The sequence below is a fragment of the Vibrio cidicii genome, assembly GCF_009665415.1.
Lineage (GTDB): Bacteria > Pseudomonadota > Gammaproteobacteria > Enterobacterales > Vibrionaceae > Vibrio > Vibrio cidicii.
In genome coordinates, this window is record NZ_CP035921.1 from 80,984 (window position 1) to 102,704 (window position 21,721).

At 45.7% G+C, this 21,721-nt stretch carries 20 protein-coding genes and 1 pseudogene; 14 read left to right on the top strand and 7 right to left on the bottom strand.

From position 1 onward, the window contains the following. Nucleotide 1 precedes the first annotated feature (1 nt). The 6 genes from EWA64_RS01035 to ttcA all read left to right on the top strand — a co-directional run bounded on the left by EWA64_RS01035 (nt 2) and on the right by ttcA (nt 6,195). A complete protein-coding gene (locus EWA64_RS01035) occupies nt 2-2,371 on the top strand; it encodes a heavy metal translocating P-type ATPase (protein ID WP_061895374.1) in 2,370 nt (789 codons plus the stop codon). Nucleotide 2,372: 1 nt separating this feature from the next. Continuing rightward, nucleotides 2,373-2,543, top strand: a complete 171-nt coding sequence (gene ccoS / locus EWA64_RS01040) for a cbb3-type cytochrome oxidase assembly protein CcoS (protein WP_061895375.1) — start codon at nt 2,373-2,375, stop codon at nt 2,541-2,543. Nucleotides 2,544-2,546: 3 nt separating this feature from the next. After that, the gene (locus EWA64_RS01045) at nt 2,547-3,224 is read left to right on the top strand and encodes a sulfite exporter TauE/SafE family protein (RefSeq protein WP_061895376.1); all 678 of its coding nucleotides are present in this window, start codon (nt 2,547-2,549) and stop codon (nt 3,222-3,224) included. Between the two features lie 86 nt (nt 3,225-3,310). Next, entirely contained in the window at nt 3,311-4,057 is a 747-nt protein-coding gene (gene fnr / locus EWA64_RS01050; RefSeq protein WP_061895377.1) for a fumarate/nitrate reduction transcriptional regulator Fnr, read from the top strand. A gap of 133 nt (nt 4,058-4,190) precedes the next feature. Continuing rightward, a complete protein-coding gene (gene uspE / locus EWA64_RS01055; RefSeq protein WP_061895378.1) occupies nt 4,191-5,138 on the top strand; it encodes a universal stress protein UspE in 948 nt (315 codons plus the stop codon). Between the two features lie 118 nt (nt 5,139-5,256). Next, the gene (gene ttcA, locus EWA64_RS01060) at nt 5,257-6,195 is read left to right on the top strand and encodes a tRNA 2-thiocytidine(32) synthetase TtcA (protein WP_061895379.1); all 939 of its coding nucleotides are present in this window, start codon (nt 5,257-5,259) and stop codon (nt 6,193-6,195) included. A gap of 68 nt (nt 6,196-6,263) precedes the next feature. Here the strand turns inward: ttcA and EWA64_RS01065 are convergent, their stop codons facing one another. The 3 genes from EWA64_RS01065 to EWA64_RS01075 are packed head-to-tail and all read right to left on the bottom strand — an operon-like array spanning nt 6,264 to nt 8,543. Further along, a complete protein-coding gene (locus EWA64_RS01065) occupies nt 6,264-6,926 on the bottom strand; it encodes a DUF2987 domain-containing protein (RefSeq protein WP_061895380.1) in 663 nt (220 codons plus the stop codon). 14 nt (nt 6,927-6,940) lie between these two features. Next, entirely contained in the window at nt 6,941-7,750 is an 810-nt protein-coding gene (locus EWA64_RS01070) for a glucosaminidase domain-containing protein (protein WP_061895381.1), read from the bottom strand. Further along, nucleotides 7,743-8,543, bottom strand: coding sequence for a DUF2189 domain-containing protein (locus EWA64_RS01075; RefSeq protein ID WP_061895382.1), 801 nt, complete (start codon nt 8,541-8,543; stop codon nt 7,743-7,745). Before EWA64_RS01075 ends, EWA64_RS01070 begins: the two co-directional genes overlap by 8 nt. Nucleotides 8,544-8,919: 376 nt before the next feature. On the opposite strand from EWA64_RS01075, the gene potA reads away from it, so the two are divergent. From potA to EWA64_RS01100, 5 genes are all read left to right on the top strand, one after another. Further along, nucleotides 8,920-10,053, top strand: a complete 1,134-nt coding sequence (gene potA / locus EWA64_RS01080; RefSeq protein ID WP_039436880.1) for a spermidine/putrescine ABC transporter ATP-binding protein PotA — start codon at nt 8,920-8,922, stop codon at nt 10,051-10,053. Beyond that, nucleotides 10,037-10,894: a spermidine/putrescine ABC transporter permease PotB gene (potB, locus tag EWA64_RS01085; RefSeq protein ID WP_061895383.1), complete on the top strand. Its 858-nt coding sequence runs from the start codon at nt 10,037-10,039 to the stop codon at nt 10,892-10,894. The genes potA and potB overlap by 17 nt, the downstream gene beginning before the upstream one ends. Then, a complete protein-coding gene (potC, locus tag EWA64_RS01090; RefSeq protein WP_039426447.1) occupies nt 10,894-11,664 on the top strand; it encodes a spermidine/putrescine ABC transporter permease PotC in 771 nt (256 codons plus the stop codon). Before potB ends, potC begins: the two co-directional genes overlap by 1 nt. A 105-nt stretch (nt 11,665-11,769) precedes the next feature. Beyond that, nucleotides 11,770-12,804, top strand: coding sequence for an extracellular solute-binding protein (locus EWA64_RS01095; RefSeq protein WP_039443225.1), 1,035 nt, complete (start codon nt 11,770-11,772; stop codon nt 12,802-12,804). A 161-nt stretch (nt 12,805-12,965) separates the two neighbouring features. Further along, nucleotides 12,966-14,003 carry an extracellular solute-binding protein gene (locus tag EWA64_RS01100; protein ID WP_061895384.1) on the top strand — a complete coding sequence of 346 codons (1,038 nt, stop codon included), beginning with the start codon at nt 12,966-12,968 and terminating at the stop codon, nt 14,001-14,003. A 57-nt stretch (nt 14,004-14,060) separates the two neighbouring features. Here the strand turns inward: EWA64_RS01100 and cobB are convergent, their stop codons facing one another. From cobB to EWA64_RS01115, 3 genes are all read right to left on the bottom strand, one after another. Then, nucleotides 14,061-14,861: a Sir2 family NAD+-dependent deacetylase gene (gene cobB, locus EWA64_RS01105; protein ID WP_280512702.1), complete on the bottom strand. Its 801-nt coding sequence runs from the start codon at nt 14,859-14,861 to the stop codon at nt 14,061-14,063. A 164-nt stretch (nt 14,862-15,025) separates the two neighbouring features. Continuing rightward, nucleotides 15,026-16,246 (bottom strand): ammonium transporter, encoded by a 1,221-nt coding sequence (locus EWA64_RS01110; RefSeq protein ID WP_061895386.1) that lies wholly within the window; start codon nt 16,244-16,246, stop codon nt 15,026-15,028. Nucleotides 16,247-16,585: 339 nt separating this feature from the next. Further along, nucleotides 16,586-18,175, bottom strand: coding sequence for an ABC-F family ATPase (locus tag EWA64_RS01115; RefSeq protein WP_061895387.1), 1,590 nt, complete (start codon nt 18,173-18,175; stop codon nt 16,586-16,588). 255 nt (nt 18,176-18,430) lie between these two features. Between EWA64_RS01115 and mobA the strand changes: the two genes are divergently transcribed. From mobA to EWA64_RS01130, 3 genes and pseudogenes are all read left to right on the top strand, one after another. Continuing rightward, the gene (mobA, locus tag EWA64_RS01120; protein ID WP_061895388.1) at nt 18,431-19,024 is read left to right on the top strand and encodes a molybdenum cofactor guanylyltransferase MobA; all 594 of its coding nucleotides are present in this window, start codon (nt 18,431-18,433) and stop codon (nt 19,022-19,024) included. Further along, nucleotides 19,014-19,679: pseudogene (gene mobB, locus EWA64_RS21205) on the top strand (molybdopterin-guanine dinucleotide biosynthesis protein MobB); the annotation flags it as partial. The gene mobA and the pseudogene mobB, both read left to right, overlap by 11 nt. Before the next feature lie 802 nt (nt 19,680-20,481). Further along, on the top strand, nt 20,482-20,751 hold the full coding sequence (locus tag EWA64_RS01130) for a DUF2960 family protein (RefSeq protein ID WP_039426466.1): 270 nt from the start codon (nt 20,482-20,484) through the stop codon (nt 20,749-20,751). 40 nt (nt 20,752-20,791) lie between these two features. On the opposite strand, the gene nagK is transcribed toward EWA64_RS01130, so the two are convergent. Beyond that, nucleotides 20,792-21,703 (bottom strand): N-acetylglucosamine kinase, encoded by a 912-nt coding sequence (gene nagK / locus EWA64_RS01135; RefSeq protein ID WP_061895390.1) that lies wholly within the window; start codon nt 21,701-21,703, stop codon nt 20,792-20,794. Nucleotides 21,704-21,721: the final 18 nt, after the last annotated feature.

Below are 21,721 nucleotides of genomic sequence, written 5' to 3' on the forward strand. Positions count from 1 at the left end.
TATGACAAAATCCTGTTATCACTGTGGTGAAGATGTACCAGCCAACACGGATTTCAAAGTGGAGATATTGGGCGATGTTCGTTCAATGTGCTGCCCAGGTTGTGAAACCGTTGCACAAACAATCGTCGATAATGGCTTAGTCTCTTACTATCAATATCGAACGGCACCGGCAGAAAAGGTCGAGTTAGTCCCTGAGCAACTCAAAGCGTTAGTGCATTACGACAATGAAGAAGTCCAGTCAGAGTTTGTTCGCCACAGCAACAATTACTGTGAGGTAATGCTATCACTGGAGGGCGTTTCTTGCGCGGCATGCGCATGGTTAATTGAAAAACAAGTTAATAGCCAGCAAGGGGTTTTGTCTATAAAAGTGAATACCACGACAAACCGAGCTTTACTTTCTTGGGATAAATCTAAGACTAAACTCAGTGAACTGCTGTCTGGAATTCATCAATTGGGCTACAAAGCCGCTCCTTTTGAAGCGGACAAACAAGAAGCGGCCTATCACGCAACCATGAAGCAATATCTCTATCGTTTAGGTATTGCTGGCCTTGCGACCATGCAGGTGATGATGCTGGCGGTCGCACTCTATCTTGAGGTTTTTGGCGATCTTGAACCTGAGTTCAAAAACTACTTCCGCTGGGTGAGCTTAATTTTTGCCACTCCTGTCCTTCTTTACTCTGCACTGCCTTTTTATCTTAATGCTTGGCGAAGCATTAAAGGCCGAACACTCGGGATGGATGTGCCAGTGTCGATAGCGCTTATCTTTGCTTATTGTGCAAGCCTAGTCGCCACCGTGACAGAACAAGGTGAAGTCTTTTTTGAATCTATCTCCATGTTTACCTTTTTTCTTTTGGTAGGACGTTTTCTGGAGATGAGAGCCCGGAGAAAAGCCGCCGCCGCCAGTGGAAATTTGCTCAAGTTGATCCCAGCAATTGCAACCACTCTTGAGGGGAAACAGGTCCCAGTCAAAAGTTTGAAAGTTGGCGATCAAATCCGTGTTTTGCCCGGCGAGCATATCCCTGCCGATGGTAAAGTGGTGGAAGGGCGTGTGCATGTTGATGAGTCTATGCTAACGGGAGAATCGATCCATGTTGTTAAACAGATGGGTGATCTTGTCTATGCTGGTACGCTCAATGGTGATGAATCTTTTGTATTGGAGGTTGCCTGCTCTAAAGCGGACTCGGTAATTTCAAATATCGTTCGACTTCAAGATGAGGCACAGCATTCTAAACCGAAAATCGCCGAAATTGCCGACGTCGTTGCACGTTATTTTGTCGGTGTCATTTTGCTCATTTCAGCGGCAACCTGGCTCTACTGGCACCAAACTAAGCCGGAAGATGCGTTTTGGATCATGTTATCTGTGCTTGTGGCAACCTGCCCTTGTGCTCTTTCGCTTGCCACGCCAACGGCCTTGACTTGTGCGACCTCGCGTATGGGCAATTTTGGCATCTTACTGCGAAAAGGTCATGTGTTTGAAACTTTATGTAAAATCAATCACTTGGTGATAGATAAAACAGGCACATTAACCAAAGGTGATATCGAGATTCAGCGCACGGAAACCTTTGCCGAATGGCCAGAAACACAATGTCTCGCGATCGCAAGCAGTTTGGAATCCCATGCTAACCACCCAATTGCTCGCGCTTTTGCTAGATACGCAGATTCATATGTTCAAGCCGTCGATGTGACCAACGTCATTGGCGCTGGTATTTGTGGTTACTGGAACGGTGAAGAAGTAAAAATTGGTAGCAGCAGATATGTACTAGAGCGTGAGCAGCCGGAAAGTCATGCGGTATATCTTTCTATTGCTGGCAAACACGCCGCCACATTTTTTTATCACGATCCAATTCGTAAAGAGAGCAGAGAATTTTTGCAAAAGTTTGCTGAGGCAGGAATAAAAACAACACTGCTCACCGGTGACTCTCTTGCCAATGCAACGTCAGTTGTCAGCGCGATGGGCATTGAACACGTGATAGCGTCTGCCAAACCCGAAGATAAGCTCGCTTACTTACAAAGCTTGGATGCTTCAGACATTACCATGATGGTTGGCGATGGTATAAACGATGCGCCTACTTTAGCCGGTGCTCACCTTTCGGTCGCGATGGGCAGCGGTACTGATGTTGCTAAAGCATCAGCAGATATGACGTTGCTTGGTGATCGGCTTGATAAACTACTCGAAGCTCGAGAACTCGCACTGCGCACTAGAAAAATCATCCGAGAAAATCTGGCTTGGTCTCTAGGCTATAACCTGTTAATTTTGCCGTTAGCGGTTGCTGGATTGGTTGCCCCTTACATCGCCGTTGTTGGCATGTCGGCAAGCTCTATCATCGTTGTCTCTAATTCGCTCAGACTGCTCAAAGAGCAAGGTAAATAATATGGAAAGCTTGTACATTCTCATTCCGATTGCCATTGTTTTGGTTTGCGTTGCTGTCGCGATCTTCCTTTGGGCAGTAAAAAGCGAACAATTTGAAGATCTTGAGCGTCAAGGAACAAACATACTCTTTGATGACGAGCAAAAATCTCAGCAGCAAAGCGAGAGAAAGTAGGTAATGAATGGTGATTACCTTGGCGCGTTGATGATCGGGTTAGCGGGCGCTGGTCATTGTTTGGGAATGTGTGGTGGAATTGCCTCGTTGCTCAATCTAGGCAGTCAAAATCCTTCGCCAAAATTGAACACGCTTTTCTATAATTTGGGGCGTTTGTTGAGCTATGGGCTGTTTGGTGCCATTGTCGGAGGGACAATTTCGTCTCTCAGTGACATGGCCGGGCTCAATCAATCGTTAGCGTGGCTGCGCTTGATTGCAGCCTTATTCATGATTCTGGTTGCACTTTATATCGCGAAGTGGTGGAACGGACTTCTCTTCGTGGAGAAACTTGGGCAACTACTTTGGCGTTTCATCAAGCCAATGACTCAGCGTTTCATGCCTATTCGCCATCCTTTGCAAGCGATCCCTTTTGGTTTCCTTTGGGGATGGCTGCCTTGCGGCTTAGTCTACTCTGCCCTCACTTGGTCAGCGCTCTCTGGCAGTGCATTAAACGGTGCCTTGATGATGCTGTCATTTGGTTTGGGTACCTTGCCCGCGATGTTACTGGTTGGGATTGGTGCGGAGTATTTCGCTCGGATTCAAAAGTCATTAACATTTAGACATCTTTCAGCCACAATTCTTGTCTTGTATGGAATTTATACTGGATTTGGCGCAGTAACGATGCTCGGCCTTGCCTATTAACTCACATTGCACAAACGCTTTTTTACTACCCTTTAGTATTCACCAGTGCTAAAATATTGACGTATATCAAATAGTGAAAGGTTGTTATGATTTCTGAAAAACCTGCGACAAAGCGTATCCAGTCCGGTGGGTGTGCGATTCATTGTCAAGATTGTAGTATCAGCCAACTCTGTATCCCATTTACATTGAATGAAGCTGAATTGGATCAACTTGATCAGATTATCGAGCGAAAAAAACCGATCCAAAAAGGACAAGAGCTTTTTAAGGCGGGTGATGAGTTACGTTCTCTCTACGCGATTCGCTCTGGTACTATCAAAAGCTACACCATCACAGAGCAAGGCGATGAGCAGATAACTGCCTTTCATCTTGCTGGTGACTTGGTTGGATTTGATGCGATAACTGACGACGCTCACCCTAGTTTCGCTCAAGCGCTTGAGACATCGATGGTCTGCGAGATCCCATACGAAATTCTTGATGACCTTTCAGGCAAAATGCCGAAACTGCGTCAACAGATCATGCGTTTAATGAGTAATGAGATTAAAGGTGATCAAGAAATGATTCTGCTGCTATCGAAGAAAAATGCAGAAGAACGTTTGGCTGCATTTCTTTATAATCTTTCAACTCGTTTCTCTCAACGTGGCTTCAGCCCTCGTGAGTTCCGTTTGACTATGACACGTGGTGATATCGGCAACTACCTTGGTTTGACCGTTGAGACCATTAGCCGTCTTCTCGGACGATTCCAAAAATCTGAAATACTCAGTGTTAAGGGTAAATATATTACTATCCTCGATCACAGTGCATTAATGGAACTGGCTGGAGTCTCCGGCGACTAATTCATTTTTAATGATGTGGCTCAGAGATGAGCTGCATCATACTTTTGTTTAAAACCCTTCTAAACTCCTAATATTTATCTCTTTTCTAAGCTACAGTTACTGATATGGTTCTCCAACATGAGCGGGCTTACATATGAGTATTTACAGTAAAATCCTTGTGGTTGCCGACATCAACAAAGATGAACAACCTGCACTGGCGCGAGCTGTACAATTAGCCAGAAAGAGTGTCTCGAAGAGTCATGTTACTTTCTTTCTATCCATCTACGATTTCTCCTATGACATGACATCTATGCTGTCTTTAGACGAGCGTGATGCGATGCGCCGCGGTGTTATCTATCAACGCGAGCAGTGGATGAGAAAAATTGCAGAGCCGTATATTGATGAATCGATGAGCTTTGATATCAAGGTGGTGTGGCATAATCGCCCTTATGAGGCCATCATCGCCGAAGTGTTTTCAGGCAGTCATGACATCGTAATTAAAGGGACGCGTAAACACGATGTCCTTGAGTCGGTCATCTTCACACCAACAGATTGGCATTTGTTACGTAAGTGCCCTGTTCCTGTACTCTTGATTAAAAACGCCGATTGGCCAGAACAAGCCAATATCATCGCATCAGTTAACGTGGGCTCAGATAACCCGACACATATCGAACTGAATAACATTATGGTTGAGCGGTTGTTGGAAATTTCATCCAGACTGGATGCACAAGCGTACTTGGTTAATGCTTATCCCGTAACACCTGCCAATATTACCATTGAGTTACCAGAGTTTGACCCGACGACCTATACCGATGCGGTACGTGGCCATCATCTTACCTCGATGAAAGCATTGAGGCAGCAATATGGGATAGATGAAGAGCACACCATCGTTGAGCAGGGGTTACCAGAAGATATCATCCCCGCGTCGGCAGACAAGTTGAATGCCGCTATGGTGATTTTGGGGACAACTGGGCGAACCGGGCTCTCTGCGGTTTTCATCGGGAATACGGCTGAACACGTGATTGACAAAATCAACTGTGACGTACTCGCCCTTAAACCGAAAGGTTATGTCAGCCCGCTCGACCCCAACATCGCTTCCTAAACCGATACAAATCCCAGCAAAGACTGCTGGGATTTTTTCTTGTCTACACTGGCATCTTACAAATTTATCCGTATCATACGCACTTCATTTATTTTGATGAATTTAAGACTAGCAGCAGATGACAGAGCAAATTCAAGAGCGTACAAAAGCTCAACAATACAACTTTAATAAGCTTCAAAAGCGCATTCGTCGCAATACCGGACAAGCGATTGCTGACTTTAATATGATCGAAGATGGCGATCGCATTATGGTCTGTTTATCTGGTGGTAAAGACAGCTTTACGATGTTGGATATTTTGCTGAGCTTGCAAAAAAGTGCCCCAATCTCGTTTTCTCTGGTTGCTGTTAATCTCGATCAAAAACAGCCGGGGTTTCCTGCGCATGTGTTACCGGAGTATCTAGAAAGTCTTGGTGTTGAGTACAAGATTGTCCAAGAGGACACTTACTCCATCGTGCAAGACAAAATTCCCGAAGGGAAAACTACGTGTTCCCTGTGCTCTCGTTTGCGTCGTGGCATTTTGTATCGTACAGCGAAAGAGCTCGGCGCCACCAAAATCGCCCTTGGCCATCATCGTGACGATATCTTGGAAACTCTTTTCCTCAATATGTTCTATGGCGGAAAAATTAAAGGAATGCCACCGAAACTGGTCTCTGACAATGGAGAGCACGTTGTTATTCGTCCATTGGCTTATTGCCGTGAAAAAGACATTATTAAATACGCAGATATGGTCGGCTACCCTATCATCCCATGTAATCTGTGTGGCTCTCAGCCAAACCTTCAACGTCAGAATATTAAGATGATGCTTAATGACTGGGACAAGCGTTTCCCAGGACGAATTGAAACTATGTTCAGAGCGATGCAAAATGTTGTGCCAAGTCATCTGGCGGACTTTGAATTGTTTGATTTCAAATCAATCAACAAAGACTCGGGTGTTATCAATGGTGGTGATATTGGCTTTGACAAAGAAGATGTGCCGAATGTCGTCGCAGACGAAGACGACGTAGTGCAAGCTTTTGATCCCGCACTTAAACTCGATGTGACCAATCTGTCTGTGTAACATGCTTGGTTCAAAGATACAATGTAAGAGGCTGCCATTTCGGCAGCCTCTTTTACTCCTGTTGAAGACTATTTTGTTGCCGCAGGCAAGTAAGGCAGAACCCGTGTGGTGGCTTGCGGTAAAAGTACAAATCCCTCTTCACCAATCTCGGTTAGCGCAACTTGTACTTTGCCATTCACAATCGCTTTTTCGCCACCGTTAGAAAACGTGACCTTACTATTGAGTCCATTAGCAAATTCCATCGTCACTCCCTTAACTTCGGGAGTAAACCAACTGGAAAACATGCCCCCCAAATCGTCTAAAAGAGCCTTCATTTGTGGCATCAAAGGGGCTAGTTGCTGGTAGGTTACTTTCCCTTCGAGCGGCTCTTTAGTCATCACTACCAGTGAATAGTCACAACGCATATCCTGTGGAGTGTGGACAAAGACCAGCGGATTGGCTGACTTCAAGTTATTATCCAGTGGTAACAAGAGCTCTTGGGATGACGGGATAACAAACTCTTCGTAATGCTGTTCCTTTTCCATCCAAGCTTTCTCTATATTACATAGCTGCTTAGTTTGCGGGTTGACAAAGAAGATCCCGACTTTGACATCATCATGCCCTTCTTTGGTGTTGTTTTTCAGTTGCGAGAACAACTTCGAGTAAGTAAACATGTATTCTTGAGCTTGAACGCCAAAGGAAGAAAACAGACTCATCACACATCCTAGTAGAGCTAGGTTTCTTTTCATCATTACTTGCATCCTATTTATTGGCTCCAAAACTCGCTGTTGTGACGTATCATCGCTTGCAGATCTTGGACGTAATCCATACCCCGCTCAGAATAGGCCAATAGGCCATGAGTTAAGGCGGTTGCCGTTTCGACACTCAACAGATCCTGCTGTTTGTCCGCCAAACTTTGGCGAATATTACGCAATTCTGCATAAGCTCGGTTGCGGTTCACATTCATAAAATAACGATGAATCGATTCTTGAGCGGAAGAGAATTTGGCCACTTCGTGAAATGCGCCTTCACTGCGCTGCAAAGGGACAACGCCGCAGCCTCGAGTGTAACACCACTGCCCAAATAGGTTATTGGCTTCGCGGGCGAATCGTGACGTTCCCCATGCAGATTCATTCGCCGCTTGTGTCATCACTAATGACTCAGGAAGCACATTAACGCGTTTAAGCATTTCACTAAGCCAAGCTTGGTTCAATTGTTTGTCTGTCACCGTGACGTCGTAACGTTTGGCTAGGCGCAACGCCCTCTCTGTTTGTTTTTGCGAGGATTCGGCAACATTCAGTGCGAGCAAAAACTCACGATCTTTGAGGATTTTTTGATTTTCTGCGGCAATCTTGGGGCGTAAATAATCAAAAAATGCCTGTTTCTTTTCTCGAGTATCTGTGATTGAGGCAAAATCAGGCAACGCTTCCGCGGCTCCTGTTGTGTCATCCTGTTGAGCTTCCAACTCACGCCGCTGCTCTTCGTAAAAAAGATAAGGACCGATAGATGAAAAAGCGACAGCCATCGCTATGGCTGTCGCTTTAAGAAAAATGGATGGAGAAGTGTTGTTAGGCATTGAACACCTGTGAATTATTGTCATCGTTATGATCGCCAGAATCTTGCACTGTAACGACCTTGAGTCGGATACCGAACATCTCTCGATAGAGAATTCCTTTGAGGTGGAAAAAGAACGGCAACGCGAAAATCAAACCAATACCATAAAAAAGAATGGCAACGACAAACAGCAACATAACCAGCAAATAGAGCCCCGAAATGACCAGTATTTTGCGATTTATCGCCCTGAATGATAACAGCAGAGAGCGCATCGGTGGTACGTTCTTCTCACAAATCAGCAAGATAGATAAACTAAATGCCATCGATAAATAGAGTGACACAAATGGTAAAAGCATTCCAGCCACCCCCTGTAGCATCAGGCTGAACAGTGTCGCTAGAATCACAGGAATAGTAAATTGCAGCCCTTTGCTAATATGACGGTTTTTAGTTTTCAGCCCAGCGGCATGGCTCATAGCCATTAAGCTGACACCTGCAAAAATCGGTGCGCTCACCACCTCGAAACTAAAATTGGCAATATAGATAGCCGACAAGATCTGCTCATTGAGCAAGTTCGGGTCGAGAATCGCATCCAGCAAAACGGCGGGATCGCCTAACTGCAATTGTAACGCGATGTAAAAAATGGCTAACTGCACTAACAGCAAAGCAATAATAGCGGGGGAAAAGCTGAAAAGATGTCGGATGGTCAACTTCCAAGCTTCTTGAAAAATCGCCCCTGCCTTTAACTCATATTGCCCAGAAAGCGCCCTATCGATGCTGCCACCAAGGTTAAAATCTTTTTCAAATTCGTTATTCATGTCTATTCCAAGGTTATTGCGTACCTTATCTACCTAACTGGCTGATTAGAATTGTCTTCATTATACTGAAATCTACTTTTTGCTAAACTCTGTTTTGTTACCAGTCCTTGCATTATTTGCTATTTGGCTGATAATTAACCGCTTGAAATGTATAGGTAGCGGAAGGTTTTGGCTTAGGTATTTTTGTCTTGCAATCAACAGGTTGTTTGTGTCGCTAAAACCTAGTGGAAGTATGGTAAGAAACATCGACTTTTGCATGCAAAACTTTTTCTGTTTCCGAATAAGAAAACACTTTGAATTCACAAATTTGGTGATTATGATGCGCCCCTTACATGTGAATAGCTACAGGTCGTACTAGTTAGTTGACAAGACCAATGTGGGAGAAATACAGACGTTGAACGCTAAACAGAACGCAGGACAGCCAGTTATCCGCTTGACTGGCATCAGTAAAAGTTTCGATGGTAAGGAAATCATCGGTAATTTAAATCTGGACGTTAATCATGGTGAGTTTTTAACGATCCTAGGCCCATCAGGTTGCGGTAAAACAACAGTTTTACGCATGATTGCAGGTTTTGAAACTGCAGATAAAGGCCAAATTACCATAGACAATCAGGATGTTACCAATGTTCCTGCGGAACAAAGGCATGTCAACACGGTATTCCAAAGCTATGCGCTATTTCCACACATGACGGTGTTTGAAAACGTTGCATTTGGTCTGCGTATGCAAAAAGTGCCTTCGGCTGACATTGAACCACGCGTTATGGAGGCGCTTAAAATGGTTCGCCTAGAGAGCATGGCGCAACGCAAGCCTCACCAGCTCTCTGGTGGTCAGCAACAACGTATCGCTATCGCACGTGCGGTGGTCAACAAGCCTAAAGTTCTGTTGCTCGATGAATCTCTCTCTGCCCTTGATTACAAACTGCGCAAGCAGATGCAAATTGAGTTGAAGCAGCTACAGCGCCAACTAGGTATTACCTTTATCTTTGTCACCCACGATCAAGAAGAAGCCTTGTCGATGTCAGACCGCATCATCGTTATGCGCTCTGGTGTGATTGAGCAAGATGGCTCCCCACGTGAAATTTACGAAGATCCTAAGAATCTGTTCGTTGCGCGTTTCATCGGTGAAATCAACGTGTTCGAAGCGGTTGCCAAAGAGCGTGTTGACGAGAAACGTATCCGAGCTGAAATCGAAGGGGTGGACTCAGTGGTCTACTTCGATGAACCGATTACGCAAGGTCAAAAGCTGCAAGTATTGCTTCGTCCTGAAGATTTACGCATCGAAGAGATCACGGAATCGGAAGAGAAAGGTATCGTTGGTCACGTGACTGAACGGACCTACAAAGGCATGACACTGGATTCGGTCATTGAAACAGAGTCAGGAATGCGTGTGATGGTAAGCGAGTTCTTTAATGAAGATGATCCAGACGTAGATCACTCTCTAGGACAAAAAGTCGCCATTACTTGGGTGGAAAGCTGGGAAGTGGTGCTAAGTGATGAGCAAGAAATTTAGTCTACAAAACGCCATCATCACGCTGATTGTTTCATGGCTGGTGCTGTTTGTTCTGATCCCAAACGTGATGATCATCGGAACCAGTTTCCTGACTCGTGATGAAGCCAATTTAATAGAGATGACGTTCACGCTCGATAACTACGCGAGATTGCTCGATCCTTTGTATGCCAAAGTGCTGTTGCACTCTTTTTACATGGCGATTGTAGCGACCTTGATCTGTTTGGTTATCGGTTATCCCTTTGCCTATATTGTGGCCAAGATGCCAGCGAAGTGGCGTCCTTTTATGCTGTTTTTGGTGATCGTGCCTTTTTGGACCAACTCACTGATCCGCACTTATGGCTTGAAAATCGTTTTAGGTACACAAGGCATCCTCAATAATGCCCTACTCACCTTGGACATTATTGATAAACCGCTACGCCTGATGTACACCGAAACTGCGGTTATGATTGGCCTCGTTTACATCTTGCTGCCATTTATGATTTTGCCGCTTTATTCGGCGATCGAGAAGTTGGATTACACCTATATTGAAGCCGCGAAAGATTTGGGTGCGAATAAGCTACAAACGCTAACTAAGGTGATTTTGCCTCTCACCATGCCAGGCATCATCGGCGGTTGTTTGTTGGTGTTACTGCCCGCTCTTGGCATGTTCTACATTGCCGATTTGCTGGGTGGCGCGAAAAACCTATTGATCGGTAACGTAATTAAGAGTCAAGTGCTCAATGCTCGTGATTGGCCATTTGGCGCGGCAACCAGTATTGCCTTGACCATTGCAATGGCAATTATGTTATACGCCTACTACCGTGCAGGAAAACTGTTGAATAAGAAAGTGGAGCTGGACTAATGGGACGTACAATTAGATTTAGCTTTATGACACTGGTGTATGCATTTTTGTATTTGCCAATCATAGTCTTGATTGCCAACTCGTTTAACGAAAACAAGTTCGGCATGAAATGGGGCGGATTTACCACCAAGTGGTATCACGCACTAATGAACAATGACAGCTTAATGCAAGCCGCTTGGCATTCGTTTAATGTGGCGATCTTTTCTGCTACAGCAGCTACTATTATTGGAAGCCTGACAGCCGTTGCCCTTTTCCGTTATCACTTTAAAGGCAAGAAAGCGGTGAACGGAATGCTGTTCGTTGTCATGATGTCACCAGATATCGTGATGGCGATTTCGTTACTCGCGCTGTTTTTGGTTTTGGGTGCTCAACTTGGTTTCTTTACCTTGTTGATTGCACACATTACTTTCTGCTTGCCGTTTGTTGTGGTGACAGTTTACAGCCGTCTGAATGGTTTTGACGTCAAAATGTTGGAAGCCGCGAAAGATTTGGGAGCCAGTGAGTGGGTGATTTTAAGAAAAATCATTCTCCCGCTAGCGAAACCTGCGGTTGCTGCTGGTTGGCTATTGAGCTTTACCTTGTCTTTAGATGATGTAATCATCAGCTCATTTGTTACTGGTCCAACGTATGAAATTTTGCCATTGAAGATTTATTCGATGGTTAAAGTCGGCATTTCACCGGAAGTGAATGCCCTTGCAACAGTTATGTTAGTGGTGTCGCTAGCACTAGTGATCACTTCTCAGCTTATTGCACGCGAGAAAGTGAAATAATCCTGCTGCTTTCTGCTGCTATGTAAACGCGAAACAGAATGATGCGAGTCATTCTGTTTTTCTATCAAAAGCCTTCGGGCAACGTTTGGTTTGGAGCTAACGTCAATGAAAAAATGGGCTACTTTATTAGCTGGTAGTGCATGTGCGCTTTCCCTATTTTCTGCTTCTGCTGCCGCAGATGAGAACAAAGAGCTGGTCTTCATGAACTGGGGACCTTACATCAACAGTGGCATCTTAGAGCAGTTTACTAAGGAAACTGGCATCAAAGTGATTTACTCAACCTATGAGTCAAATGAAACCTTGTATGCAAAGCTAAAGACTCACAATCAAGGTTATGATCTTGTTGTGCCTTCAACTTATTTCGTGTCTAAGATGCGTGATGAAGGCATGCTACAAAAGATCGACAAATCTAAGCTGAGCAATTTCAAAAACCTCGATAGCAACTATCTGAATAAGCCTTACGACCCAAACAACGACTACTCGATTCCTCACGTTGTGGCGATCACAGGTCTTGCGGTCAATACCGATATGTATGATCCGAATGATTTCCAAAGCTGGGCAGATCTGTGGAAACCAGAGTTAAAAGGCCAACTCATGCTGATGGACGATACACGTGAAGTGTTCCACATCGCACTACGTAAATTGGGCTACTCAGGTAACACCACCGATGAAAAGCAGATCGATGAAGCGTATGCCGAGCTGCAAAAACTGATGCCAAACGTACTGGTATTTAACTCAGATAACCCGGGTGCGCCATACATGTCTGGTGAAGTTGGTCTTGGCATGCTTTGGAATGGCAGTGCCGCCGCCGCACAGAAAGAGGGCCTACCACTCAAGCTAGTTTTCCCTAAAGAAGGTGGTATCGGTTGGGTTGATAACTTTGCGATCAGCTCTGGCGCGAAAAACGTTGAAGCGGCACATAAGATGATTGATTTCTTACTGCGCCCAGAAATTGCAGAACAGATCTCTAACGACACTGGCTATCTGACGGCTGTGAAAGCATCTAACGAGAAGTTTAAAGATGTCGCCCCACTCTTCCCATCTCAGGAAGATCTGGATCGCGTTGAGTGGCAGGCCGCGGTTGGCGATAAGACCGTGAAATATGAAGAATACTTTATGAAGCTGAAAGCCGGTCAGTAAAACGACACTCGCTTTCATTGCTAAACACTTAGGCAGCCAAAAGCTGCCTATTTTTTTTATTACTGATATAATCCCGACCTATTCGCGTCTAATTCGTGAATTTCAGCCTATTTTTTACAACCATTTGCCCTTTAGGGCACGCTAACATGAGCGGAACAGTAATGAAAAAAGCACTGTATACCGGCGCATTGTGTGCTGCTACTTTCTTATCGACCCCTTCTTTTTCCGCAGATCAGGAACTCTATTTCTACAACTGGTCTGAATATATACCAAGTGAAGTGTTGGAAGATTTTACCAAAGAAACGGGTATCAAAGTCATCTATTCGACATACGAATCCAATGAGAGTATGTACGCAAAACTGAAGACTCAGGGTGGTGGTTACGATTTGGTGGTTCCTTCAACCTACTTCGTCTCCAAAATGCGCAAAGAAGGTATGTTACAGAAAGTCGACAAAGCCAAACTCTCCCACTTTGCTGAACTCGATAGCAACTATTTGGATAAGCCTTTTGATCCCGGTAACGACTTCTCTATTCCTTATATTTGGGGGGCAACGGGCATTGGCATCAATGTGGATATGCTTTCCAAAAACTCAGTGAAAAATTGGGGCGATCTTTGGGATACCCAATGGGAAGGCCAACTGATGTTGATGGACGATGCTCGCGAGGTCTTCCACATCGCGCTCTCTAAACTGGGTTATTCACCGAACACCACGGATGCGAAAGAGATTCACGCGGCTTTTAAGGAATTAAAGAAACTCATTCCTAATGTGCTGGTCTTCAACTCAGATTTTCCAGCAAACCCCTATTTAGCTGGTGAAGTGTCTCTGGGTATGTTGTGGAACGGATCAGCCTATATGGCTCGCCAAGAAGGTGCCAAGATTGAGATCATCTGGCCGGAAAAAGGGACCATTTTTTGGATGGATAGCCTAGCCATTCCAGCACAAGCAAAGAATGTTGATGCCGCCCATAAAATGATCGATTTCCTTCTGCGTCCTGAAAATGCAGCGAAAATTGCGATGGAAATTGGTTATCCGACGCCAGTGAAAAGCGCTTACCCTCTGCTACCTAAAGCGTTTGCTAACGATCCAAACATCTTCCCACCACAATCTGTGATGGATAATGGGGTTTGGCAAGATGAAGTCGGTGAAGCCAGCGTGTTATACGATGAGTACTTCCAAAAATTGAAAGTGGATAACTAGTCCACATCTACAAGAACAAGAAAAGCGGTGTAGTGCCGCTTTCTTAGCTGTTCGCTCTCAAACCGCTGCTTGAGAGTCGGTATGGGCTAACAACTCTTCTACCAAGCGTGGAACTTCAACACTCGCCTTACCATAGCGTTTTTCGGCAAACTCACTCTCCAGTGCACTCGGCTCCAGGTTGATTTCTATGGTATGCGCACCATGCATTTTCGCATCATGTACAAATCCAGCAGCGGGATAAACCACTCCCGAGGTACCGATAGATATAAACAGGTCAGCCTCTTCAAGCGCGGCATAGATATCCCCCATTCTGAGCGGCATTTCACCAAACCAGACAATGTGTGGCCTCATCTGAGCTGGTAGTTGGCAGCAATGACACAAATCTCCTGTAAGAATGTCTCCACTCTGTTCAATCACCTGATTAGAGACACTGCAACGACTTTTGAGTAGCTCACCGTGCATATGGATGATGTTTTTGCTCCCCCCTCGTTCGTGCAGATTATCAATGTTCTGAGTAATGATAGTAACCTTGCCATCCAACTCTTGTTCCAAACGGCCCAGCGCTTTGTGCGCTGCATTGGGTTCAATATGCTCGCCCTGCAGTTTACGTCGCCGCTGGTTATAGAACTCTTGGACTAGATCAGGATTTTTAGCAAAACCCTCTGGGGTGGCGACATCTTCAATGCGGTGGTTTTCCCAAAGGCCATCTTGTGCTCTAAAAGTCTGAATGCCTGACTCAGCAGAGATTCCAGCACCCGTTAATACAACAATATTTCGGTATGGGAAATTCATGTTACATCCTTGTTTCTCGAAGTGGTGATAGTCGCGCGAAGATGAACGAGAGAAAAACTCAGACACGACACTCGCTATCTTTTGTTAATAGAGTAGCACTGCAGGAATAACAACAATAGTGATGAGGGTTAGACGATGGTCGCAATTGCTAGCGTTAAGAGGCAATAATGTGAACTGATACCAAAAGGGGCCGACAATGCGGCCCCTTTCACACTGTTGCAAGGAGTTTATTATTCCATGTTAGTGGCAGATATCTTGTGAATGGCCAAATCGGCGCCGTTAAACTCATCTTCCTCAGAAAGGCGCAGTCCACTGGCTTTGTGGATTGCACCATAAACAAGTACAGCACCAACCAACGCTACACTAATGCCCATTAGCGTGCCAAGAATTTGTACGCTTAAACTCACCCCGCCCAAACCGCCTAACGCGCTTTGGCCGAAAATGCCAGCCGCAATACCACCCCAAGCTCCACAAAGACCATGCAGCGGCCAAACCCCGAGTACGTCATCAATTTTTGTTTTGTTCTGTAAGTAAGTGAAGAGGTAAACGAACAATGCGCCTGCAATCAAGCCAGTAACGAGCGCACCAATCGGATGCATGAGATCGGAGCCCGCGCACACTGCCACCAGCCCAGCTAATGGTCCGTTGTGGATAAACCCCGGGTCATTCTTACCTGCAATAAGCGCCGCAACAATACCACCAGCCATCGCCATGAGAGAGTTCATCGCGACTAAACCACTGATGCCGTTTAGGGTTTGGGCCGACATGACGTTGAAACCAAACCAACCAACACACAGGATCCATGCACCCAATGCAAGAAATGGAATGTTGGAAGGAGCAAAGTTAGTGTGCTTTCCTGCACGTACGCGCCCTTTTCGCATGCCAAGGAACAAAACCGCAACCAGTGCAATCCAGCCACCAACGCCATGCACTACTACAGAACCCGCGAAGTCGTGAAACCCTGCGCCAAATTGACTTTCAAACCACGCTTGAACGCCAAAATTACCGTTCCAAATGATGCCTTCAAACAGCGGGTAAACTAAACCGACGGTAAAAAAAGTCGCAATCAAGACAGGATAAAAACGCGCTCGCTCGGCGATACCACCAGAAACAATCGCCGGAATCGCCGCCGCAAACGTCAGTAGAAAAAAGAACTTGACCAGTTCGTATCCGTTACCCTGTGACAGGGTATTGGCATCAGCGAGGAAAGTGCCTCCATAAGCCACCCAATAACCAATAAAAAAATAGGCGATCGCAGAGATACCGAAATCGGCGATGATCTTGACTAGTGCGTTTACTTGGTTTTTTTGTCGTACTGTTCCCACTTCAAGAAAAGCAAAACCGGCATGCATCAAAAACACCATGATCGCTCCTAGAAGGAGGAACAGTGTGTCAGAACTTTGGGTCAGGGTTTGAACGGCTCCTTGAACCTGACTGGCGGTAACACTCATTGTTAGAACTCTCCGTTTATGTAGTGCACTTATCCTGTGCATCAGAAAACTTTGTCATCACCATGATGGTGAGAAAATCAATTGAGCGCTACATACAGCAAAGAATGTTCCAACTATTGGTCTTTCTATTGATAAATCACATCTATATGAAAATTATCAATATTTTTTCTACGTAAACGAAATGTATAAAATAGCGAAGAGAGATTTTGCACTCAATTGGTTCGAGTGCACCAAAAACAAGCGCACTCATTGCGTGCAATAAGGTAATGGATAGAATCAAGAATAAAAATCCCCTCGTTTATGCGAGGGGACTTTTTTAATGAGAACAATCGGTGTCGCTTAGTCGACACCGCGAGATTTTAGGAACTCGGCGTAAGTACCTTTGAAATCGGTTATCTTGCCATTGCGGATCTCGATAATCCGTGTGGCTAGAGAGTCAACAAAGACGCGGTCATGTGATACGAAGAACAACGTACCTTTATACTGCTCCAGCGCATTGTTGAGTGATTCGATCGATTCCATGTCCATGTGGTTGGTCGGTTCGTCCATCAGCAACATGTTAGGTTTGTGCATCATGATCTTACCGAGAAGCATACGCCCCTGCTCACCACCGGAAAGCACTTTTACGGATTTCTTAATGTCGTCTTGGCCAAACAGCATGCGACCAAGGTAGCTACGTACCACTTGTTCATCGTCGCCTTCCTGACGCCACTGCCCCATCCACTCCATTAGGTTCATGTCTTCAGCAAACTCGTGCGCGTGGTCTTGTGCGTAGTAACCAATGTTTGAGTTTTCAGACCATTTGTAGCTGCCTGTACGAGGCTCTAGCACGCCTGCCAGTGTGTTGAGTAAGGTTGTTTTACCGACACCGTTTTCACCGATAATGGCAACACGCTCACCTACCTCAAAAATGGCATTGAAGCCGGCAAAAAGGTCTTGATCAAAACCTTGGCTCAGGTTTTCAACTTCCAGTGCGTTACGGAACAGCTCTTTCGATTGCTCGAAGCGAATAAATGGGTTTTGACGGCTTGAAGCTTTCACTTCATCCAGTTTGATCTTATCAATCTGCTTAGCACGAGAAGTTGCCTGCTTTGCTTTTGACGCGTTGGCCGAGAAGCGCGCTACGAAGGTTTGCAGTTCGGCAATTTGTGCTTTCTTCTTCGCATTGTCGGCTAATAAACGCTCGCGTGCTTGAGTGGCTGCGGTCATGTATTCATCGTAGTTGCCTGGATAAACACGAAGCTCACCATAGTCCAGATCGGCCATGTGAGTGCACACCGAATTCAGGAAGTGACGGTCATGCGAAATGATAATCATGGTGCAGTTGCGCTCGTTGAGCGTGTCTTCTAGCCAACGGATGGTATCAATGTCCAAGTTGTTGGTGGGTTCGTCCAATAGCATGATATCTGGATCAGCAAACAGCACTTGCGCCAAAAGAACACGCAGTTTCCAACCTGGTGCCACCTCGCTCATTAAACCAAAGTGCTGCTCCATCGGGATACCTACCGCCAAAAGCAGTTCCCCCGCTTTTGCTTCGGCCATGTAGCCGTCCATTTCGGCAAACTCAACCTCAAGGTCAGCCACTTTCATCCCATCTTCTTCACTCATTTCCGGTAACGAGTAAATGCGGTCACGTTCTTGCTTAACTTTCCAAAGTTCTTTGTGGCCCATGATCACGGTATCAATAACCGTAAACTCTTCATAAGCAAATTGGTTCTGGTTCAGTTTGGCAACACGTTCATTCGGATCGTAGCTCACGTTTCCGGCACTGGGTTCCAGCTCACCGCTAAGGATTTTCATAAAGGTTGATTTACCACAACCATTTGCGCCGATTAAACCATAGCGGTTGCCCTCGCCAAATTTAACCGAGATGTTTTCAAACAGTGGCTTAGCGCCAAATTGTTGAGTGATGTTTGCTGTAGAAATCAAAACCTGTACCTTTTGTGTCCAGTATCAAATAAAAAAACTGCGCAACGTTACTTGTTCAACGAGCTGACTGCAAGCATTGATTACGTTGTGTAGCAAAGAAAGCGCGTAAGTTTAACAGCTTTGCCGGGCAAGCGGGCGATAGATGTGTTTCTTTCATTAGTTGGCGTCTTGCTTGGGGAAATTCCTGAGGATTTCTGCTAAAGTCTGCAGCAATTTTGAAGTGGCTAGACCCAGTTTCAAGCAAAGAGAATCAATATGCTGCAACCAACACAGACCACGTGGGTCATTCTTGCCGGAGGGCAAGCCTCCCGAATGGGAGGCGATGACAAAGGGTTTATTGAACTTAACCACAAACCGCTGATTCAACATGTTATTGAGCACCTTGCGCCGCAAACCGACCGTATTTTTATCAACGCCAATCGTAACCAATCGCGCTACCAAGCGTTCGCTCCGGTATTTGCGGATCATATTGAAGGATTCCAAGGGCCTCTTGGAGGAATGCATGCCGCGCTCAATCATATAGAAACAGATTGGGTTGGCTTTGTGCCTTGTGACAGCCCAAATATCAGTTTCGACTTGGTTGAGCGTTTCTGTAGGTCGGTTGACGAATCCAGCGATATTTGGGTCGCCCACGATGGGCATCATCCACAACCTGTCTTTGCACTTTGCCACAAACGTATACTTCCCGCGTTGACTGTATTTTTACAGCGTGGCGAGCGAAAAATGGGGCTGTTTTTTTCACAATGCCATGCACGATATGTGGACTTCAGTGATTCGCCACAATGTTTTGTGAATCTGAATACGCCACAAGAATTAGCCCAGTTTGGAAAATCTGTTCATGATGCATAAATCATCTCTCCCTTTACTCGGTTTCGCAGCGTATTCCGGTACTGGAAAAACCACTCTGCTTGAAGCGCTACTGCCAAAACTTACTGAAGCGGGCTTAAGAGTGGGTGTATTAAAACACGCCCACCATGATTTTGATGTCGATAAGCCCGGCAAAGACAGTTACCGTCTGCGCAAAGCTGGTGCGTCGCAAATGCTGATCGCCTCGCACAAGCGCTTTGCTTTAATGACAGAAACGCCGCAAGCTGAAGCTGAATTTGCCTATCTGCTTAGCCGTTTTGATCACAGCAAACTGGATTTATTGCTGGTCGAGGGCTGCAAGAATATCGTCTTTAATAAGATTGAGTTGCACCGCGAGGAAGTCGGTAAACCGTGGTTGTACCCGCACGATGAAAACATCATTGCGATTGCATCTGATGCCAATCACTTAGAGACGACCTTGCCGCAAATGAACATCAATGATCTCGACTCGATTGCCGAGTTTGTTCTTCGCTACGCGCGAGAGCAATGTCACTCTAAAGAGCACCCAACAGTAGATGACGTGTCGCAAGATATGTTGACGCAAGAGAGCGGCATTGAGCGTATCCTTTCTAAACTAAAGCCGCTCGCTGAGAGCGAAACGATTCCCCTCGCTGATGCCTATGGGCGCGTGTTGGCCCTACCGATACTTCATGATGGTGACGTTGTCACGGGTGGCGGTGCACTACTGACGCAGACACATCTCTCTTCCCTATCTGCTTTAGGGATCAAGCGCTGTCAGGTCATACGAAAACCACGTGTCGCACTACTGTCGCTAGACGGTAACGACTCTCAAACTTGTCATGCTGTTCTTCTTGGCATGCTGCATACGCTCGGTTGTGAGGTAAACGCGCACGTTGTGGATGCTGAGAAGTGTCAACAACAAATAGAAGTCTTTGAAGAGGTGCTAAACCTGAATGAGGTTATCATCCTCATTGGGAGCGCTAAGAGCTGGCAACACATAGTGCGTGGTCTTAATACAGTGATTGACGCCAGTGGCTTCTCTCTGCAATTCGTTAAGCAAAAACTGCTTTTCTTGATGGATACAACCCTCGAAGGTTTGCAAGGCTATTTTCTTTCAACCGTTGCACCTATGCTGCGTAAACTTCGTGGCGAGCGAGGTCATCTGGTTACCGGACAAAAAGCGCGATTAACTCAAGGGATTAAGGCCATTCAGGGAGAGGTCGAATTTTACTCTGGCTCTTTGACGGTGGATAACATAGGAATCACTCAGGTGACACCGGTGATGCACTCGTTTGAGAGTCTGGCCTCTTGGTTAACGATACAGAGTAAAGAGAATATCAACTGTCTGATCGTCGTCCCCGCAGCTGTGGATACGCTGAAAGCCGGAGAATGCGTGACAATCTATCCACTTCAAGGCAAAATCTAGCCAATTTAAATCAAGGCCAACTCGTTGGCCTTTTTCATTGCGAGAGAAACTGATGGTTCGCACTCTAATTTACATCTACAAGGGCGTTGAGAAAACACTGCCTTTTTCCTACGAAAAACATCGTAATATTCACGAAGCGGTTGCAGAAGCGGAAGGCATCGACATCTCGGCTTATTTGAAAATGGAGCAGCAGCTCGAAGCGATTTCAGATACCAAGTCGGTGCGCAATTATCGCGATAATCACTTCAAGAAGTTGGGATTTGAGTTGATTACGCTCAAGCAGAAAGATAACTTGGGCGTAGGTAAAAAGAAGCGCGACTGAACATAAAATAAAGGCTTGCAGATGCAAGCCTTTGTTGAATTTATCCTTTGATATTTAAGAAGGCTGCGCCACGAACACCGCCTGAATCACCATGTTTTGCTTTGATGATCTTCGGACATTTCGCCACAGACAACAAATACTTAGGCACGCGTTTTGGCATCTCGTCGTAAATGAGATCAAAGTTAGACAGACCGCCGCCCAGTGCAACCACGTGCGGATCGTTTGCGGTAAAGATATTGGCAAAGCAGATCGCCAGCAACTCCATAAAGCGCTCAACATGTTCCACCGCTTTCTCATCGCCTGCGGCGTTTGCTTGAATAATGTCGATGGCTTTTTTCTCTTCACCATAGTAGTGAGCGTAAAGCAGCTCAAAGCCACGACCTGAAAGATAGCTATCAAGACAGCCTTTCTTACCGCACCCACAGCCAAGCAGTGGCGCTTTTTCTCCAAGATGGAACCATGCATCAATCGGCAAACGCATATGACCCAGCTCACCTGCCACGTTGTTACGACCAGAGAACACTTTGCCGTCGTAGATCAAACCACCGCCAAAGCCTGTACCAAGAATAAGCCCCATCACCGATGGCGAATCTTGCAACTCTTCATCCCACGCTTCAGACAAAGCAAAACAGTTGGCATCGTTTTCAATTTTTACGCTACGGCCAATACGCGCCTCTAAATCAGCACGCAGTGGTTTGCCTTTTGCTGCAGGGACATTTACCGTCAACACCGTTGCATCGTCAGCATCTTCCATCCCCGGTAGACCTAAACCGATTTTACCTTCGCAGCCGAACTGCGCATCGTACTTTTCAACTAGACCGACGATGGTATCAATCAGCAGTGAGTAATCATCGGTAGGCGTCGGAACACGCTCCGTTGCAACGCGCTCTAGTTTTTCATTAAATGCACCAAACTCAATTTTAGTGCCACCGACATCAAAGCCGTAGTACATGTGTTCTCTCCTGAAAAG

What these genes read in the sequence shown, in the direction of transcription:
- EWA64_RS01110 (WP_061895386.1), bottom strand. Translation starts at nt 16,246, where the DNA reads ATGAGTGTTACCGCCAGTCAGGTTCAAGGAGCCGTTCAAACCCTGACC.
- EWA64_RS01095 (WP_039443225.1), top strand. Translation starts at nt 11,770, where the DNA reads ATGAAAAAATGGGCTACTTTATTAGCTGGTAGTGCATGTGCGCTTTCC.
- potB (WP_061895383.1), top strand. Translation starts at nt 10,037, where the DNA reads ATGAGCAAGAAATTTAGTCTACAAAACGCCATCATCACGCTGATTGTT.
- ttcA (WP_061895379.1), top strand. Translation starts at nt 5,257, where the DNA reads ATGACAGAGCAAATTCAAGAGCGTACAAAAGCTCAACAATACAACTTT.
- mobA (WP_061895388.1), top strand. Translation starts at nt 18,431, where the DNA reads ATGCTGCAACCAACACAGACCACGTGGGTCATTCTTGCCGGAGGGCAA.
- uspE (WP_061895378.1), top strand. Translation starts at nt 4,191, where the DNA reads ATGAGTATTTACAGTAAAATCCTTGTGGTTGCCGACATCAACAAAGAT.
- EWA64_RS01130 (WP_039426466.1), top strand. Translation starts at nt 20,482, where the DNA reads ATGGTTCGCACTCTAATTTACATCTACAAGGGCGTTGAGAAAACACTG.
- EWA64_RS01065 (WP_061895380.1), bottom strand. Translation starts at nt 6,926, where the DNA reads ATGATGAAAAGAAACCTAGCTCTACTAGGATGTGTGATGAGTCTGTTT.
- fnr (WP_061895377.1), top strand. Translation starts at nt 3,311, where the DNA reads ATGATTTCTGAAAAACCTGCGACAAAGCGTATCCAGTCCGGTGGGTGT.
- EWA64_RS01100 (WP_061895384.1), top strand. Translation starts at nt 12,966, where the DNA reads ATGAAAAAAGCACTGTATACCGGCGCATTGTGTGCTGCTACTTTCTTA.
- EWA64_RS01035 (WP_061895374.1), top strand. Translation starts at nt 2, where the DNA reads ATGACAAAATCCTGTTATCACTGTGGTGAAGATGTACCAGCCAACACG.
- EWA64_RS01070 (WP_061895381.1), bottom strand. Translation starts at nt 7,750, where the DNA reads ATGCCTAACAACACTTCTCCATCCATTTTTCTTAAAGCGACAGCCATA.
- potC (WP_039426447.1), top strand. Translation starts at nt 10,894, where the DNA reads ATGGGACGTACAATTAGATTTAGCTTTATGACACTGGTGTATGCATTT.
- EWA64_RS01075 (WP_061895382.1), bottom strand. Translation starts at nt 8,543, where the DNA reads ATGAATAACGAATTTGAAAAAGATTTTAACCTTGGTGGCAGCATCGAT.
- ccoS (WP_061895375.1), top strand. Translation starts at nt 2,373, where the DNA reads ATGGAAAGCTTGTACATTCTCATTCCGATTGCCATTGTTTTGGTTTGC.
- EWA64_RS01045 (WP_061895376.1), top strand. Translation starts at nt 2,547, where the DNA reads ATGAATGGTGATTACCTTGGCGCGTTGATGATCGGGTTAGCGGGCGCT.
- nagK (WP_061895390.1), bottom strand. Translation starts at nt 21,703, where the DNA reads ATGTACTACGGCTTTGATGTCGGTGGCACTAAAATTGAGTTTGGTGCA.